This window comes from Streptomyces sp. NPDC005931, from assembly GCF_042871235.1.
In the GTDB taxonomy this organism is placed as follows: domain Bacteria; phylum Actinomycetota; class Actinomycetes; order Streptomycetales; family Streptomycetaceae; genus Streptomyces.
Map to the genome: position 1 here is coordinate 478,729 of NZ_JBIAIG010000001.1, position 16,237 is coordinate 494,965.

Below are 16,237 nucleotides of genomic sequence, written 5' to 3' on the forward strand. Positions count from 1 at the left end.
CTACCGGGTGCACGCGCACCCCTGCGGCCTACGCTGCTGTCGTGAACGAAATGCCCCGCGAGTACCGGCCCGCCGGATCCGTCCGGGTTCTGCTCGCGGAGGGACGGGGGGTGGGGCGCGGGGCGCTCGCCGTGCTGCTGGGGATGGAGCCCGGGCTCGAGGTCGTGGCCCAGGTGACGGAGGCCGACGCGCTCGTGGACGCGGTGCTCGTCAACCGCCCCGACGTCGCCCTCCTGGACGTCGAACTGCCGGGCCGGAGCGGCGCGGACGGCCGGGACGGCCTGGACGCCGCCGCCGAGCTGCGCGAGCAGGCGCCCGGCTGCCGGGTGCTGATCCTCACCACGTTCGCCCGCCCCGGCCACCTGCGCCGGGCCCTGGCTGCCGGGGTCGCCGGTTTCCTGGTGAAGGACGGCCCCGTGGGGGAGCTGGCGGCCGCGATCCACCGGGTGCTGACCGGGGAGACGGTGATCGACCCGGTACTCGCCGCGGCCGATCCCGGCACGACGCCCGCCCCGCTCACCGTCCCGGACGACGCGGTGGAGGCGAACGGCCGGGAACCGGCCTGACGCCGGTCGGGTGTCGCGGCGCACCCGCCCCTCCCGCGCCGCGCCCCCAAGCCGCCTACCGCCCCAACACCCGAACGCCGGCTGAACCCCCTACGCCCCTACGCCCCTACGCCACCCTCCCGCCGGAACAGTGCTGTCCACAGGAAGCCCTCGCCGAAGGCCGGCGCGTCCTCGGATTCGTCGCGCATGCGGCGCAGTTCGACCTCCGTCAGGTCGGTGAAGATGCCGCGCAGGGAGTCGTCGGTGTAGGCGAGACCGCCGTGCAGACCGGCTCCGACTCCCCGGTAGAAGGCTGCGTCGGGCAGTTCGGAGCCCATGGCGCCGGCCGCGAAGCAGGTGAGGGCGAACCGGCCGCCCGGTGCGAGGACCCGGTCCAGCAGGGCGAGGTAGCTGATGCGGCGGTGCGGGGGCAGGTGGTGGAAGCAGCCGGAGTCGTAGACGAGGTCGTAGGGGCCGGTGAGTTCCGTGCACGTGAGGGCGAAGGCGTCCCCGCAGTGGAAGCGGACGCCCCGCGTCCCGGTGGTGGCGGCCCGCTCCCGCGCCCAGTCGACCGCTGCCGGGGAGAGGTCGACCGCGTCGACCTCGAATCCGCGTGCCGCCAGGTACAGCGCGTTGCGTCCGGGGCCGCAGCCCAGGTCGAGCGCGCGGCCCGACGCGGGGAGCAGTCCTCGGTCGAGGTAGGACACGAGGTTCTCGTCGGGTTTGGCCACGAAGAACGGCACCGGCCGGGAGCGGTCGGCATAGAAGTCGTCCCACCAGCCCGCGCCGCGCTCCGTCCAGCGATCGGCCTCCGGTGCGAACAGGCCGTCCAGCAGGCTGAGCACGTCGTCGACGGTGCGCACGTTCCGGTCCATCCGAAACCCCCTTCCGTGTCCCCCGAGCGTAGCCGTGAGGGCAACGAAAGCCCAGGTCAGAGCGGGTTCACGGGTGCGGCGGGAGGTGATGGGCGGGCCACTGGACCGCCCGCGCCGACCCGCGAGGGGCACCACACCGACCCCACGGGGAACTGCCCTTCCACACCCCGTCCCAGGCCGTCAGGGCCCTCCTGGGCCGCACGCGGGCCGCGGTTTCTCCGCGCGTTCCGCAGTGCCCCCGCCTCCACTGCTCCCCGCTTCTTCTGCTCCCCGCCTCTCCTCGCGCCCCGGCACTCTCCTCGCTTCTCCGTGCTTGTCCGTGCCTCATCCGTGCTTGTCCGTGCTTCTCCGTGCCCGGGCTCAGTGACCCCCGGCCGCCTTCCGCGGCAGCCACACCCACATCAGCACCGCCCCGACGCCCAGCACGACGGCTCCGGTGCGGAAGGCCAGCGCGTACCCCTCGGTGAGCGCCTCCGGGGTGGCACGGCCGCCCGTACGGGCCGCCGCGATGGTGGACATGACCGCGAGCCCGAGCGAACCGCCCATCGTGCGGGAGGTGTTGACCAGGCCGGAGACCAGACCGGCTTCCTGCGGCGCGGCGCCGGAGGTGGCGAGCGCGGCCAGCGGGGTGGCGGCCAGGCCGCCGCCGAGCATCATCAGGATGCCCGGGAAGAGGATCGCGGTGGGATACGTCCCGTCCGCGCTCATCGTCGACTGCCAGCCGAAGCCGGCCACCGCGATCAGGGTGCCGAGCACGGCCACGGCGCGCGGCCCGGCCGAGCGCATCAGGCGGGGCGCGAGCTGGGAGCCGATGATCACGGCGAGCGAGCTGGGCACCAGCGCGAGTCCGGCCTCCAGGGCGGAGTAGCCGAGGACGTTCTGCGCGTACAGGGTCATGAAGAACCACATGCAGAACATCGCGGCCCCGCACAGGAACATCGCCACGTTCGCCGACGACACCGCCCGTAGCCGCAGCAGCCCCAGCGGCATCAGCGGGGCCCTGGTCCGCGCCTCGACGAGCAGGAACAGCGCGACGAGAGCGGCTCCGGCGAGCAGCGGCACGAGGGTGGCCGTCGCGGTCCAGCCCTCGGCCTCGGTCTGCGAGATGCCGAAGGCCAGAGTGGCGAGGCCGGCCGTCACCAGGAACGCGCCGGGCAGGTCGAGCCGTCGGCCGTCGCCCGCACGGCTCTCGGCGAGCCACAGAACCGCCCCGGCGAGCACGACGGCGCCGATCGGTACGTTGATCAGCAGCACCCAGCGCCAGGACAACACGTCCACCAGCGCGCCGCCGACGAATCCGCCGGCGGCGCCGCCGCCCGCGCCGACCGCGGTCCAGGTGGCGATGGCCCGGGCGCGGGCCGCGCCCTCGGGCACGGAGGCGGTGACGATGGTCAGCGTGGAGGGCGCGAGCACGGCGGCGCCGAGGCCCTGCACCGCCCGCGCGAGCAGCAGCTGCCAGCCCTCCTGGGCGAGGCCGCCGCCGAGCGAGGCGACGGTGAACAGCCCGAGGCCGACGAGGAACATGCGCTTGCGCCCGTAGAGGTCGCCGGCGCGTCCGCCGAGCAGCATGAAGCCGGCGAAGGCGATGGCGTAGGCGTTCACCACCCATTGAAGGCCCTGCTCGCCGAGCCCGAGGCCGGTGCGCATCGACGGCAGCGCGACATTGACCACGGAGACGTCGAGCACGACGAGGAACTGCCCGGCGCACGCGAGCGCGACCAGCAGCCAGGCGGGTGGTGCGCCGCGACGGGTTGTTCGGTGGGCGGTGTCCTGGGCTTCGAGCATGAGCGTCATGCTCTCAACAGCCGGGCGCGCCTCGCACGGGGATTCCGAGCGGCGGCTCGCTGCTGCCGCGCCCCGGCGCCACCAGGTGTTACTCCCCGGTACCCCCGGTCGTCCGCCCGCCCGGGGGTAGGGCAGCATAGGACCGGTCGGAGTCCCGGACGCACGTACGGCCGTACGGTGCCGCGCGTACGTCTCCGCGCTCCCGGCCCCGCACAGGGCGGGACCCACGGCCCAGGAACCCAGCGAAAAGGCAGGCCCCCATGCCCCCGGCACCCGCGCCCGAGATCCTCGCCGCGTTCGAGGCGGCCAAGGGCTTCATGCCCGTGGACGAGGGCCTGGCCCTCTACGCGGCGGCCGTGGAGGCGGGGCGGCTCGGCCTGCCGCTGCTGGAGGTCGGCACGTACTGCGGCCGCTCCACGATCCTGCTGGCCGACGCCGCACGCGCGGCGGGGGTCACCGCGCTCACCGTGGACCACCACCGGGGCAGTGAGGAGCAGCAGCCCGGCTGGGAGTACCACGACCCGGAGACGGTGGACCCGGAGCTGGGCCTGATGGACACCCTGCCGGCCTTCCGCCGCACCCTGCACGGCGCGGGCCTGGAGGACCACGTGGTCGCCCTGGTCGGCCGCTCCCCCGTGGTCGCGTCCCTGTGGAACTCCCCGCTGGCCCTGGTCTTCGTCGACGGCGGCCACACCGACGAACACGCCACCGCCGACTACGAGGGCTGGGCCCCGCACGTCGCCGAGAACGGCCTCCTGGTCATCCACGACGTCTTCCCGGACCCGGTGGACGAGTTCACCGGCCAGGCCCCCTACCGGGTCTACCTCCGCGCCCTCGCCTCCGGCGCCTTCACCGAGACCTCGGCCACGGGCTCCCTGCGGGTCCTGCGCCGCACCGGGGCCGGCACCTGACAGCGCCGTCGACGGCTCGGCCCGCCTTCTTCCGGGGCTTGCACCCCGTGGTCCGGAAGGCCTCGTCGCTCGCAGAGACGGTCACGGTCGTCGGTCCGGCGGTGTTGGCGTTGGCGATGGCGATGGCGATGGCGATGGCGATGGCGATGGCGATGGCGATGATCTCGTCGAGTTCGCCCGAGGTCCCGCTGAGCCGCGCCCAGTAGCAGTTCGGGAAGGCCAAGTCCTCGGGGCTGTCGGTGCGGTACGTACCCGGCCCGATGTCCTCGCCGAAGAGGTGGGTCCCGTCGCCGGGGACCTCATCCGTGGACCCCTGCTGGACGTTCCACTCGCCGGCGGTCTCTCGTCCCTCGGCCGGCGCGGAGGTCGCGGTGGCGTCACGGCGGCCCCCAGCGGCCCGAGGCGTCATGACCGTTCATGGGTTCGGCGTGCGCCGACTCGGGTCGGCTCGCACGGCGGCGAGGGCCGCTGGCGTCCGGCGCGGGAACCCGGTCGGGGTGAGCGGGCCGGTGGATCGTGGCGTGGCCGCTAGGGTGGCACCGTGTCGTACACAGGACCGGACGTCGATCCGCCCCGGCCGCGTCGGTCGCGGCGTCCCGTGGTCGTGGCGTTGGCCGCGCTGGTGCCGGGGGCGCTGCTCGGGTGGGCGGCGTACGCGGCCGTGGGCGGGGCGGGCGACGACCGGGGCGGTGCGGCACGGGCGTCCGCGTCGGGGGTGTCCCGGGCGCCGGGGTCCGTGAGCGCCTCGCCGTCGCGCGGGGACGACGACGGCAGACCGAGCGCCTCCCCGGGCACCGGCGGCTCCTCCTCCGCGGCCCCTCCCTCCGCTTCCGGGCCGCTCGAGGGGAAGGTCGTGGTCATCGACCCGGGGCACAACCCGGGCAACGTCCGGCACACCGACGAGATCAACCGTCAGGTCGACGTCGGAACCCACCGCAAGGAGTGCGACACCACCGGAACGTCCACCAACGACGGTTACACCGAGGCGGAGTTCACGCTGGACCTCGCCCACCGGATGCGCGAACTGCTGCGGAAGCAGGGCGCCACGGTGCGGTTGACGCAGGACGCGGACCGGCCGTTCGGCCCGTGCGTGGACGAGCGGGCGCGCATCGGCAACAGGGCGAAGGCCGATGCGGTGGTCTCCCTGCACGCCGACGGCTCGGGCGCAGGCAACCGCGGCTTCCACGTGATCCTGCCCGCCGCGGTGAACGCGGGCGCCGCCGACACCCGGCCCGTCGTCGGGCCCTCCCGCGACCTCGGCGAGCGCATCGCGGGCCACTTCGTGCGCGTCACCGGCACTCCCCCCTCCAACTACGTGGGTGACGGCACCGGACTCGTCACGCGCCGGGACCTGGGCGGTCTCAATCTGTCAACGGTTCCCAAGGTGTTCGTCGAGTGCGGCAACATGCGCGATAGCAAGGACGCGGCGCTGCTGACCAGCGGTGCCTGGCGGCAGAAAGCGGCGCTGGGGATCTCCGAGGGAATCGTGAGCTTCCTGCGCGGGTAGAGGATCGGCACCTTGATCCCGGCGGACAGCCCGAGTGTGCGGACGATAGTGTCGTCCCCACGACGAGGGGCCACCCCCGCGCTTCACACCGGGCCCGAGGGCGACATGGTGACAGCGAGCCTCTACCGACGACGAGACGACCTACGAAGGACCTGAAGTGAATATCCGCTCCCTCACTCGAGGCGACGGCGTGGTGATCGGAGCAGCGGTGTTGCTGTTCATCGCGTCGTTCCTCGACCTCTACTCGTTCGACGGCGCTTCGGACGACGCCGACATCCCCAGCCTGTGGGGCAGCGGGCCGGTCGTGCTCGGTGTCGTCCTCGCGGGCATCATCGGCGCCGCACTCGTCGTCGTGGCTCGGGGGCTGCCGCAGCCCAAGAAGCTCGCGGGTCTCGAGCTCGGTCAGTTCGGCGTCGCCTTCACCGTCTTCGCCGCCTGGTGCGCACTCGGCAACATCTTCGACCCACTCGGCGGCTTCGACAACGACGGGAGCGGCTTCGCCGACCGGATCGGCGCGGGCACGGGCCTCATCATCGCCCTCATCGCCACGCTGGTCATGGCCGCCGCCGCCATCGCCACCCCCCTGGTCCCCGCCCTCAAGGGCTCCCTGATGCCGGCCGCCCGCCCCGCGGCCCCGCAGCCCTACGGCGCCCAGCCGCCCGGCGGTTACGGCTACCCGGGTGCGCAGCAGCCGGCCGGCTTCGGCGGCCAGCCCCAGCCGGGGCAGCAGCAGGGCCAGCCCGGCCAGCCCTTCTCGGGTCAGCCGCAGGGACAGCCGCAGGGGCAGCCGGCCCAGCCGCCCGCCGGTGACTTCTCGCCGTTCTGGTTCGCGGTGCCGGTGCCCCGGCCGCTGTTCCCGGAGGACGGCTCGCCGACGCCGATCGCCGAACTCGCCCCCGGCACCTGGTACCTGGCGGTCGAGCAGCGCGGCGCGGCGCTCGTCGCCCAGACCCAGGACGGACGCCGCGGTGTGCTCCAGGACACCTCGGGGATCCAGCGCGGCTGACCCAGCGCCGCTTCGTCACGGCCCCTCGCCCTCCGGGCGGGGGGCCGTTGTCGTGCAACGACACTCCCCGCCCGGAAGCACTCCCCTGTGCGGTGTGGCGGTCCGCGGAGCAGCCCGGCTAATTTACACAGGACCCGGTGTTAAATACCAACTCTGATTGGTATTACTCTTCCGGCAAGACGGGACCCCACTCCTCGGGCGTCCGATCTTGAGAAGGGCATGACACATGGGAGCATCAACGACCGGGGGACCGTCCCCCGCGAAGACCGGGGGCAGAGCCCCGGGAGGCGGCGGCACGCCCCCCGGAGGCAGGCGGACACGGATGATCGCCAAGGGCTGGGTCCAGGCGGCGATCCTCGTCACCCTCGGCGGGTTCTTCGTCCTGGGTTTCCTGGCGTTCCGGACCTACGAGGCCCAGCCGCCCATCCCCGACCGCACGGTCACCGCCTCCGGCGAGGTGGTCTTCACCGGTGAGGACGTCCGCGACGGTCAGAAGGTGTTCCTGCGCACCGGCCTGATGCAGTACGGCTCGATCTACGGCCACGGCGCGTACCTGGGCCCGGACTTCACGGCCGACTACCTCAACCGCAGCGCCACGATGGTGCGCAAGTCCTACGGCGGCGAGAAGTCGGCCGACGCCTCCGAGCGCACCGTCGAGGACTACCGCACCAACCGCTACGACGACAGCACCGGGACCCTGGTGTGGAGCGACGCCCAGGCCGCCGCCTTCACCGAGCTGACCGAGCACTACGCCGACATCCTCGGCCGCCCGGACGGCAAGCAGGGCCTCAGGCCGGACGCGATCACCGACCCCGGGGAGATCCACGACGTCACGGCCTACTTCGCCTGGACCGCCTGGACCGCGGCGGCCGAACGCCCCGGCCACGACTACTCGTACACCAACAACTGGCCCTCCGAGCCCCTGGTCGACAACGAGCCCACCGGCCACACCGTCACCTGGAGCGTGCTGTCGCTGATCTTCCTGCTGGTCGGGGCCGGCGCCCTGTTCGCCGCCTTCGGCCGCTGGAACTTCCTCGGCTGGCACCACCGCGACCACCGCGAACTGCGCTTCCACTCCCCCGACCGGGTCCGGCTCACCCCGGCGCAGCGCACCACCGCCTGGTTCTTCCTGGTGATGGCCGGACTGTTCCTCGTCCAGGTGCTCCTCGGCTCGGCCGCCCAGCACTACCGGGCGGACCTCGGCAGCTTCTTCGGCATCCCGCTCGACCGCTGGCTGCCGTACAACCTGGCCCGCACCTGGCACACCCAGCTGTCGATCTTCTGGGTGGTGACCTCCTTCCTCGCGATCGGCATCTTCATCGCCCCGCTGATCGCCCGCGGCTGGGAGCCCCGCAAGCAGGCCCTGCTGAGCCGGCTGCTGCTGGGCGCGCTGGTCGTCGTGGTCGTCGGCAGCCTGCTGGGCGAGCTGGCCGGACAGCGCGGCTGGCTCGGCGACCTGTGGGCCGTGCTGGGCAACCAGGGCTGGGAGTACCTGGACCTCGGGCGGCTGTGGCAGGTCCTGCTGACCGTCGGCATGATGATCTGGGTCGCCATCCTCTTCCGCGGACTGCGCCGCAGGCTCCAGCAGGAGAGCGTCGCCAACATGCCGTGGCTGTTCTTCCTGGCCGCGCTCGCCCTGCCCGCGTTCTACGCCGTCGGACTGCTGGCCACTCCCGACACGCAGTTCACCGCCGCCGACTTCTGGCGCTTCATCGTGGTGCACCTGTGGGTCGAGGACTTCCTGGAGCTGTTCACCACCGCCACCGTCGCCTACCTCTTCGTGCTGCTGGGCGTCGTCCGCGAGCGCGTGGCGCTGTCGGTCATCTTCCTCGACATCGTGCTGTACGGCGCGGGCGGGGTGATCGGCACCATGCACCACCTGTACTTCTCGGGCGAGCCCGCCGAACACCTCGCGCTCGGCGCGACGTTCTCCGCCCTCGAGGTGGTGCCGCTGCTCTTCCTCACCGTGGAGGCGTGGGGCTTCCTCCAGATCGGCGCCCGCCGGCACAGCCCGTCCGGCACCCCGTTCCCGCACCGATGGGCCGTCATGTTCCTGGCCGCGGTGGGCTTCTGGAACTTCCTGGGCGCCGGGGTGTTCGGCTTCCTGGTCAACCTGCCGATCGTGTCGTACTACGAGATGGGCACGGGCCTGACGGCCAACCACGCGCACGCCGCGATGATGGGGGTCTACGGCATGCTCGCCATCGGTTTCGCGGTGTTCGCGCTGCGCTACCTCATCCCCGAGGACAAGTGGTCGGACCGCTGGCCCCGGATGGCGTTCTGGTCGCTCAACCTCGGCCTCGCCTGGATGTCGTTCGCGACCCTGCTGCCCAGCGGCGCCCTCCAGCTCTACAAGGTCGTCGAGAGCGGCTACGCGGACGCCCGCAGCCTCGGTTACCTCCAGGGCGACACCAACGTGTTCCTGGAATGGCTGCGTCTGCCCGGTGACGTGGTGTTCCTGGTCGGCGGCGTACTGCCGCTGCTGTGGATGACCTGGCTCGGTGTGCGCCACCGCATCGGCCGCACCAGACAGCCCGGGGACGCCGAGCTGACCCTGCTGTTCACCGAGGTGGACGACGACGAGACGCCCAAGACCGGCGAGGAGTCCGAGGCGGTGGCCCCGTGAGCGGGGAGACCCTGCTCGCCGCCGGGTACGTGACGGTCCTCCTGCTGGTGGTGATCGGCCTGGACGTCTACGGCCGGCAGAGCACCGGTGCCTGGGAGTCGCGTATCTTCACCGGGTACCACCGGGCGGTACGGCAGACGCCGCGGCGGGTCGGCCCCGACGAGTGGCCGCACTCGGAGGTGCACCGCTTCCACCGGGCCGTCTCGCTGTTCGTCTCCGTGGTCGCGATCGTGCTGGCGGGCGCGGAGGCGGTCCGCCACCACGCGCCGGCGGAGGTCGCCCTGCTCGCGGCCGTGGCCGTCCCGCACGGGGTGCTGCTGGCCCTGCTGGGCCGCAGGCTGCGCCGGGCCAAGGTCTCGCCGCCGGAGTAGGCAGACCTCCGGCCCGCACCGTAGGGGTTAGAGACAGAACTTCCTGTTTCTAACCCCTACAGCTGTATCATCCCCGTATGACCCCACGGCGACAGCTCACCGACCCCGGCACCGGCGCCACGGCACAGCGGGGGCGGCGCGCCGCCGTCCTCCAGGTGCTGCGGGAGGCGGACGGCCCGGTGGGCGTCGCCGAGGTCGCCGAGCACGTCGGCATTCATCTCAACACGGCCCGCTTCCACCTGGACGCGCTCGTCGCCGAGGGGACGGCGGCCCGGGGGACCGCGCCGCGCGACGAGCCGGGGCGTCCGAAGGTGGTCTACTCGGCCGTAGCCGGTGAAGGGCCGGACGGCTCCCGCAGTTTCCGGCTGCTCTCCGACATCCTGCTCGGGGTGGTCTCCGCCTCGGTGGAGGACCCGGTGGCCGCCGCGACCCGGGCCGGCCGCTCGTGGGGCGCCTATCTGACCGACGCTCCCGCACCCACCGAGCGCGTCGGCGCGGAGGAGGGGGAACGCCGGCTGGTGGCACTGCTGGAGGACGTCGGCTTCGTCACCGAGGTCGAGGACGCGGAGACGGGGGACGCGGAGGCCGGGAGCGAGCAGGGCGGGGACGTGCGCGCCGGGGACGTGCAGAGCGTGGGCGCACACGGCGGGGGCGCCCCGGGCGGGGACGTACGGGCCGGGAGCGCGCAGGGCGGTGCCGGTCGGCGGCTGCGGCTGCACCACTGCCCGTTCCGTGAGGTGGCCGAGCGCCGCCCGGACATCGTGTGCGCGATCCACCTGGGCCTGATGCAGGGCACGGTGGAGACCCTGCGGGCCCCGCTCGCCGCGGAGAGCCTCCAGCCCTTCGTCACGCCGCACGTGTGCGTGGCGACCCTGCGCCGCACCGGAGCCGCCTGAGGGTTCGCCGGAGCCTCCCGAGGGCCCGCCGGGGCCCCGGGCCGGGCGGGTGTCAGCGGCCGGCGGGCTCCTGGGCCCCGGCGGACTCGGCGGACTCGGCGGCCCCCGCGGGCGCGTCGTTCCGTGCGGGCGCGTCGTTCCTCGCGAACTGCCCGTTCGTGAAGGGCTCGGGCGCGGCCGGGAGTTCCTCCGTCTCCTGCGGCGCCCGCCGCGTCTCCTCGGTGATGCGGGCGATCAGCCCGTCGAGGACCCGTTCCGCCTGCTCCGGGTCGAAGTCCTCCCCCAGCCGCTTGCGCACCCCGTCGTCGCTGAGCAGATGGTGCACGGTCGGGGTCACGCCGTGCCGGGCGAGGCAGTTGCGGGCGCACTGGAGCACGCATCCGTCGATGGCGACGACCGGGCGGTCGCTGCGGGCCTTGCGCACCAGGCTCGGTACGTCCCCGCCCACACCCGCGATGCACGACATCTCGGCGATGCCGCGCCGGTCGAGCTGGACGGCGATCCAGTTGGTCATCTGGGCCGCGCTCGAACAACCCGAGCAGGAGTAGACGAGCGGTAGATCACGGCGGCGTTTCAATGGGGGGCCTCGCTCACAACGGCAGGGATCGCACGGTGCGTACCCGGCGAGCCTAGGCCGGTGCCCCGACGGGCGCTTGGGCCCATCGGGGCACCGGCCAGGGCCGTTCGGCACCGGTCAGCGCACCCGGAACACTCCGTGCGCACCGCGCTCGGCGTCGGTCATGGCATGGGTGACGAACGGGTAGGTCCCCGCCTCCGGGAAGGACATCTCGACGAAACCGCCCGACGCGGGGGCCAGGTCGAGGACCTGGGCGCCACCGCGCTCGGCACCGCCCGGCCGCAGGTCGTAGGCGCCCTCGCGGAAGACCGTGTCGAACTGGCCGCCCACCACGTGGAAGGCGCTGGACACGTTCGGTCCCGCCGTCAGCACCCAGATCCGCACCCGTTCACCCGTCCTCGCGGTCAGCGGGTCGTGGTCGTACTGGTTGGCGTAGCCGTTGAAGGCGACCATGTCGGGCTCCTTGGCGTTCACCTTGTCCGGGTCGGCCGTGCCGTTCTGCTCACCCAGGTAGAACTCGGACTGCACCAGCACGTATTCACGGTCCACCTTCGGCAGGTCGGGCGGGTCGATGATCACCGCGCCGAACATGCCGTTGGCGATGTGCAGGGACATCGGCATGGTCGAGCAGTGGTACATCCACACGCCGCTGCGGGTGGCCTTGAACCGGTACGTCAGTGACTCGCCGGGCTGGATGGTGCGCATCGGCCGGTCCGGGGCGAGCGCTCCGGCGTGGAAGTCGACGGAGTGACCGATCGTCCCGTCGTTGACGAGGGTGATCTCGAAGGTGTCGCCGACCCGGCCGCGCAGGACGGGCCCGGGTGCCGTCCCGTTGAAGGTCCACAGCGTCTGCCGCACCCCTGGGGCGACCTCCGCCTCGGCCTCCTTCACGGTGAACGTCTTCCTGTGCAGCCGGGGGCCGGACCCCTCGGCCGCGGGCGGGAGTGCGGCGTCGCGGGCGGTGAAGCCGTCGGCCGGCTCGGCCATCGGGTCGAAGGCGTCCGCGGCGGACGTTCCGGTGCCCTTGTCCGCGGCCCGGCCGTGGTCGTGGGCGGTCCCGTGCTCCCTGTCCGATCCGGCGGCGTCCGCCGGGTCCGAGTCCTTGCCCGATCCGGCGGCGTCCGCGCCGGTGGCGCGTACCGCGAAGACCATTCCCATCTGCCGGTGGCCGACCACCGAGCACCAGCCCGACAGGTCCCGGCCGACGACCCCCGCGTCCAGCGTGCCGCGCCTGCCGGGGCTGAGCCGGTCGGTGCGGGCGCCGCTGTCGAGGACCAGGTCGTGCGTGTCGGTGCCGGTGTTGTGCAGCTTGAGCACCAGGCGGTCGCCGGCGGGGACGTCGACGGAGGCCGGGGAGAAGCGCATGCCGCGGACCGTCACGTCCACCGTGGTGGTCCGGCCGGTGGGCTTCACTTCGCCCACGCCGTCCGCGCTCGTGGCGGCGGACCGTTCCAGGACGGGCAGCGACCGCACGTCCACCGCTCCGCCCCCCGCGACCGCGAGCACCACGACCGCGAGCCCGAGGGCCACACCGCCGAGCACCCGGTGCGGGGCCGGCGCCGTCTCGGCGGCGGGTGCCGGGACCGGGGCGGGCGCGGTGTCCCCGCGGGCCGCCCTGCGGCGGTCGCGCAGGCCCCGTACGACCGTGAGCAGGAGCAGGACGAGGAAGTACAGCAGCATCACCAGCAGGAGCAGCGAGCACACCACCCGGACCATGGACGGCACCGGGAGCACGCACAGCAGCAGTGCCGCGTTGGTGATGGCAAGCCGGGCGGGCCAGGCGCGTTCGAGTCCCGCGGTGGCGGCGCGCACGGCCGTGGGGCCACCACCGAGGACCACGGGGACGAGGAAGCTGAGCGCACCGAGCAGCACCTGGGCGATCCAGCCGGCGGCGAGCGGGGCGGTGAGCAGCGAGGTGCGCTCGGCCACCGTGATCCAGGAGGTCGTGGACAGGAGGATGCCGGCCAGGACGGTCAGGGATCCGGTGAGCCAGAGGCAGCCCGCGGCCACCGACCAGGCGGCGAAGGAGCGCGGCGTCTTCGCGCGGGCCTCGCGCAGCCAGGGCCGCCCGGCGACCACGAGTCCGGCGGCGTAGACGGCCACGCCGGGCGCGGCCAGCGGCGGCGGGGCGAGCAGGGCGGCGGCGACGGCCGCGGCGAGCCCGCCGAGCAGGACGGGCAGCGCGGTGCGGCCCGCCCGTTCGGCGCCGTCCGCCACCCGGGTGCGCAGCATCGTCGGCCACAGGGTGATGAGCGTTCCGGCGACGGTCAGGCCGACCCAGCCGAGCAGGTTGATCATCTCGTGGGCCAGCAGCAGGCGGTCGGGGAGGTCGCCGGTCAGGTCGCCGCGGGCCATCAGGACGCCGAGGCCGGCGCCGACGGGCAGCAGGGCGGAGGCGGCTATGTAGTAGCGCACGGTCATGGAGAACCGGCCGGGCAGCGCCCGGCGCAGCAGCCGGACCAGCCACACGGCGTGGGCGGTGACGGCCGCGGCGACCAGGCAGCCGCCCACGAGGACCACGTGCCACCGGTCGACGAGCATGCCGCCGATGACGGCGACGGCACCGGCGTTCAGACAGACCAGCCGCAGCGCGGCCGGGGCGCCGCGGTTCGCCTCCGGCAGCCGCAGCACGGACGCGGCGAAGTGCCCGGACCAGATGACGACCGCATTCGTGACCGCGCCGAGCAGCAGCACGTGCACGAGCAGCCAGAAGGCGTGCGGGAGGAAGTGGTGGGCGGTGGCGACCGCGGCGAACAGCCCGAGCCAGGCGACCACGACCGCGTTCACGCCGAGGTGCCAGAGGGTGCGCGGGGAACGCCCGGGAGGCTTGGGGGCGGGGCCGCTCGCCGTGGGCGGGGACAGGTGCGTGGTCACCGGGGGTTCCTCGGGGTGTCGGAGACGGAGGCGGATGACGCGGGGGCAGGGGCGGCGGTCTCGCCGCGGGTGGGCGCGGATGCCTCACCGGAGGCAGGCTCCGAGGCAGCGCCGCGGGCGGGCGCGGAGGCACCACCGGGGGCCGGGGACGGGGACCCGGCAGGGGCCCCGGCATCGGACCCGGGCGTCGGCGCGGCGGCAGGCGCGGGCTCCCCGGCGAACGCGGACTGCTCAGCAGGCGCGGGCTCGCCTACGGACGCCGACTCCCCTGCGGACGCGGTGCGGGTCGGCCGGGTGGAGGCGGGGCCCGGCGTCCGCACTGTGTGGCGGGTGGCGGCAACGGACGTCGCCGCCGCCGTCAGGACGAACAGCAGGACGGCGGCGATGTTCAGTGCCCCGCCGAGCTGCCACGCCCCCCTGACGTCGCGCAGGTCGCCGATCAGCACGCGGACGGCCAGGGAGAGGTGCAGCAGCCAGGCCGCGACCGCCAGCCCCGGGTGGTAGGGCAGGGGGCGGCGCAGCACGGCGGGCAGGATCACCGGGGCGTGCGCCATGATCATCGACATCACGAAGCCGAGGAAGACGCAGTGCACCACGGCGTCGTAACCGGTGCCCTCGGTGACCGGTCCGTCGAGCAGCCACAGGATGCCCGCGAGGCCCAGCCAGGCGTATCCGGCGAGCAGGCAGGCCGCGGTGAAGCGGGGCAGCCCGGTGGCGCGCAGCAGCCGACGGGCGACGTCGTGGACGACGAGCCAGGCGACGAGGGCGAGCAGGGCGGCGCCGAGGAGCAGCGTGCCCGGGGCGGGCCACATCAGGGTGGTGACGACACCCGTGAGAACGGCCGCGACGCACGCCAGGAAGGTCGGTTCGGCCGCGGGGGTCAGGGCACCCACCCGGGCGAGTTCCAGCCGCTCCCCCGCGATGGTCAGGACGAGGAACGCGACCAGCCAGGGCAGCATCCGCGGGACGTCGAGGCCGCCCAGCCACAGCAGTGCCGCACCGAGGGCCGCCACGGCGCCGGCGCCCTGGGCGAGCAGGGCGGCGCTCGGCTGCCGCTGCCAGAAGCGCAGGTACAGGGCGACCAGCGCGGCGGATCCGGCGACGAGCAGCAGCCGCGGCACGACCGGACCGACCGGGGTGAGCAGGAGCAGGCCCCCCGTGCCGAGGAGGGCGGGGGCGAGGAAGGGCAGGCGCCCGCCGAGGGCGACGGCGCGTTCGAGGGCCACCAGGGTGCCGGCGAAACCGAGGACCAGCAGGACCCCGTGCACCGCGGGGAGCCGTTCACTGGTGACCGGGGCGGGCAGCCCGAGCAGCTGGAGCGCGGCGTCGAGCCCGGCGAGCAGGCAGAGTCCGGCGGCCATCAGCAGCGGCGCCCGCCGCGCACCCGCACGCCGAGCGGCGGCCCGGCCGGCGACGGGGGTCACCGGTCCTCCCCGGACGCGGCGCGGCCGGGACGCCCGGCGGTCCCCGGACCGGTGCCGGCGTCGCCGGCCCGCACGTCGGAGCCCCGCACGTCCCGGACCCCCGTGTCCAGGTGGAGCCGGCACGCGTCCGGGTCGGCGAAGGGCAGCAGTTCGATGTCCTGGGGCGTCTCGCCGAGCGCGGCGAGGCTCGCGCGGGCCAGGCCCTCGTGGACGCCGCAGATGACGCCGGGGTGTTCGCGGGCCGTCTCGACGAAGGGGCAGCGCCGCAGCCGCACCCGGCGGGCGTCCGGGTCCGCCTCGGGCGCGAAACCGATCTCCTCGAGGAGTTCCAGCAGCCGGGCGCGGGCCAGTCGCGGATCCGCCGTCGGCTCCCGGCCGGCGGTGAGCACGCGCCCCCAGTCCTCGCCCGCGGCGAGGGCGTCCGCGCGCGGATCGGTGCTGGAGCGGGCGATCTGGGCGGCGAGCACGGCGGCGAGCCCGGCGTATTCGCGGGCCGGGGACTCCTGCGGCGGTCGGGCCCGGTAGCGCCAGGCGGGACGGCCGCGCCCCGAGGGCGCCGACCGTTCGCGCACCGCGAGACCGTCGTCCACCAGGGCGTCCAGGTGCTCCCGGACGGTGTTGACGTGCAGCGCGCACACCTGCGCGAGCGCGGTGGCGGTCACGGGGGCGGCCTGGCCGCGCAGATACTGGAGGACACCGCGGCGCTGCCGGGACAGCGGTACGCGGTTCGATCCGCTGCCGGGAAGCGGCCCGTTATTTTCCACGGTCATGCCCGTACTATATTGCAGGTATCGGCCCGGTCCGACCGGGACGGGCCGTCTACTGCTGGAAGGACGTCCC

General features: G+C 74.0%; 13 protein-coding genes and 1 pseudogene. 7 read left to right on the forward strand and 7 right to left on the reverse strand.

Going from position 1 to position 16,237, the window contains the following annotated elements; genetic code table 11:
* Nucleotides 1–41: 41 nt before the first annotated feature.
* Nucleotides 42–545, forward strand: a pseudogene (locus tag ACFYOV_RS02155) (response regulator); the annotation flags it as partial.
* Between the two features lie 119 nt (nt 546–664).
* Here ACFYOV_RS02155 and ACFYOV_RS02160 read toward each other — a convergent pair.
* A complete protein-coding gene (locus tag ACFYOV_RS02160; protein WP_389081661.1) occupies nt 665–1,420 on the reverse strand; it encodes a class I SAM-dependent methyltransferase in 756 nt (251 codons plus the stop codon).
* A gap of 360 nt (nt 1,421–1,780) precedes the next feature.
* On the reverse strand, nt 1,781–3,214 hold the full coding sequence (locus tag ACFYOV_RS02165; protein ID WP_389081664.1) for an MFS transporter: 1,434 nt from the start codon (nt 3,212–3,214) through the stop codon (nt 1,781–1,783).
* A gap of 251 nt (nt 3,215–3,465) precedes the next feature.
* Between ACFYOV_RS02165 and ACFYOV_RS02170 the strand changes: the two genes are divergently transcribed.
* The gene (locus tag ACFYOV_RS02170; protein WP_389081666.1) at nt 3,466–4,116 is read left to right on the forward strand and encodes a class I SAM-dependent methyltransferase; all 651 of its coding nucleotides are present in this window, start codon (nt 3,466–3,468) and stop codon (nt 4,114–4,116) included.
* On the opposite strand, the gene ACFYOV_RS02175 is transcribed toward ACFYOV_RS02170, so the two are convergent.
* Nucleotides 4,055–4,525, reverse strand: a complete 471-nt coding sequence (locus ACFYOV_RS02175) for a hypothetical protein (protein ID WP_389081668.1) — start codon at nt 4,523–4,525, stop codon at nt 4,055–4,057. The two genes, ACFYOV_RS02170 and ACFYOV_RS02175, sit on opposite strands and share 62 nt — an antisense overlap.
* Before the next feature lie 132 nt (nt 4,526–4,657).
* Here ACFYOV_RS02175 and ACFYOV_RS02180 point away from each other — a divergent pair, with 132 nt between their 5' ends.
* The 5 genes from ACFYOV_RS02180 to ACFYOV_RS02200 all read left to right on the forward strand — a co-directional run bounded on the left by ACFYOV_RS02180 (nt 4,658) and on the right by ACFYOV_RS02200 (nt 10,522).
* Complete coding sequence (locus ACFYOV_RS02180) at nt 4,658–5,623, forward strand: N-acetylmuramoyl-L-alanine amidase (RefSeq protein ID WP_389081671.1); 966 nt, start codon at nt 4,658–4,660, stop codon at nt 5,621–5,623.
* 157 nt (nt 5,624–5,780) lie between these two features.
* Nucleotides 5,781–6,629, forward strand: coding sequence for a hypothetical protein (locus ACFYOV_RS02185; protein WP_389081673.1), 849 nt, complete (start codon nt 5,781–5,783; stop codon nt 6,627–6,629).
* Nucleotides 6,630–6,951: 322 nt separating this feature from the next.
* Nucleotides 6,952–9,255, forward strand: a complete 2,304-nt coding sequence (locus ACFYOV_RS02190; RefSeq protein ID WP_389081675.1) for a nitric-oxide reductase large subunit — start codon at nt 6,952–6,954, stop codon at nt 9,253–9,255.
* Nucleotides 9,252–9,626, forward strand: a complete 375-nt coding sequence (locus ACFYOV_RS02195; RefSeq protein ID WP_389081677.1) for a hypothetical protein — start codon at nt 9,252–9,254, stop codon at nt 9,624–9,626. The genes ACFYOV_RS02190 and ACFYOV_RS02195 overlap by 4 nt, the downstream gene beginning before the upstream one ends.
* A gap of 77 nt (nt 9,627–9,703) precedes the next feature.
* Entirely contained in the window at nt 9,704–10,522 is an 819-nt protein-coding gene (locus ACFYOV_RS02200) for a helix-turn-helix transcriptional regulator (RefSeq protein ID WP_389081679.1), read from the forward strand.
* Nucleotides 10,523–10,574: 52 nt separating this feature from the next.
* On the opposite strand, the gene ACFYOV_RS02205 is transcribed toward ACFYOV_RS02200, so the two are convergent.
* From ACFYOV_RS02205 to ACFYOV_RS02220, 4 genes are read right to left on the reverse strand one after another with little or no spacing between them, the layout of a single operon-like run.
* On the reverse strand, nt 10,575–11,213 hold the full coding sequence (locus ACFYOV_RS02205) for a putative zinc-binding protein (RefSeq protein WP_389081682.1): 639 nt from the start codon (nt 11,211–11,213) through the stop codon (nt 10,575–10,577).
* Nucleotides 11,214–11,216: 3 nt separating this feature from the next.
* On the reverse strand, nt 11,217–13,973 hold the full coding sequence (locus tag ACFYOV_RS02210; protein ID WP_389081684.1) for a multicopper oxidase domain-containing protein: 2,757 nt from the start codon (nt 13,971–13,973) through the stop codon (nt 11,217–11,219).
* Nucleotides 13,970–15,397: a hypothetical protein gene (locus tag ACFYOV_RS02215; RefSeq protein ID WP_389081686.1), complete on the reverse strand. Its 1,428-nt coding sequence runs from the start codon at nt 15,395–15,397 to the stop codon at nt 13,970–13,972. The genes ACFYOV_RS02210 and ACFYOV_RS02215 overlap by 4 nt, the downstream gene beginning before the upstream one ends.
* Nucleotides 15,394–16,167, reverse strand: a complete 774-nt coding sequence (locus ACFYOV_RS02220) for a helix-turn-helix transcriptional regulator (protein WP_389081688.1) — start codon at nt 16,165–16,167, stop codon at nt 15,394–15,396. Before ACFYOV_RS02220 ends, ACFYOV_RS02215 begins: the two co-directional genes overlap by 4 nt.
* Between the last annotated feature and the right edge of the window lie 70 nt (nt 16,168–16,237).

Coding starts and splice junctions, on each gene's coding strand:
- ACFYOV_RS02200 (WP_389081679.1), top strand. CDS start 9,704: ATGACCCCACGGCGACAGCTCACCGACCCCGGCACCGGCGCCACGGCA.
- ACFYOV_RS02220 (WP_389081688.1), bottom strand. CDS start 16,167: ATGACCGTGGAAAATAACGGGCCGCTTCCCGGCAGCGGATCGAACCGC.
- ACFYOV_RS02170 (WP_389081666.1), top strand. CDS start 3,466: ATGCCCCCGGCACCCGCGCCCGAGATCCTCGCCGCGTTCGAGGCGGCC.
- ACFYOV_RS02190 (WP_389081675.1), top strand. CDS start 6,952: ATGATCGCCAAGGGCTGGGTCCAGGCGGCGATCCTCGTCACCCTCGGC.
- ACFYOV_RS02160 (WP_389081661.1), bottom strand. CDS start 1,420: ATGGACCGGAACGTGCGCACCGTCGACGACGTGCTCAGCCTGCTGGAC.
- ACFYOV_RS02165 (WP_389081664.1), bottom strand. CDS start 3,214: ATGACGCTCATGCTCGAAGCCCAGGACACCGCCCACCGAACAACCCGT.
- ACFYOV_RS02175 (WP_389081668.1), bottom strand. CDS start 4,525: ATGACGCCTCGGGCCGCTGGGGGCCGCCGTGACGCCACCGCGACCTCC.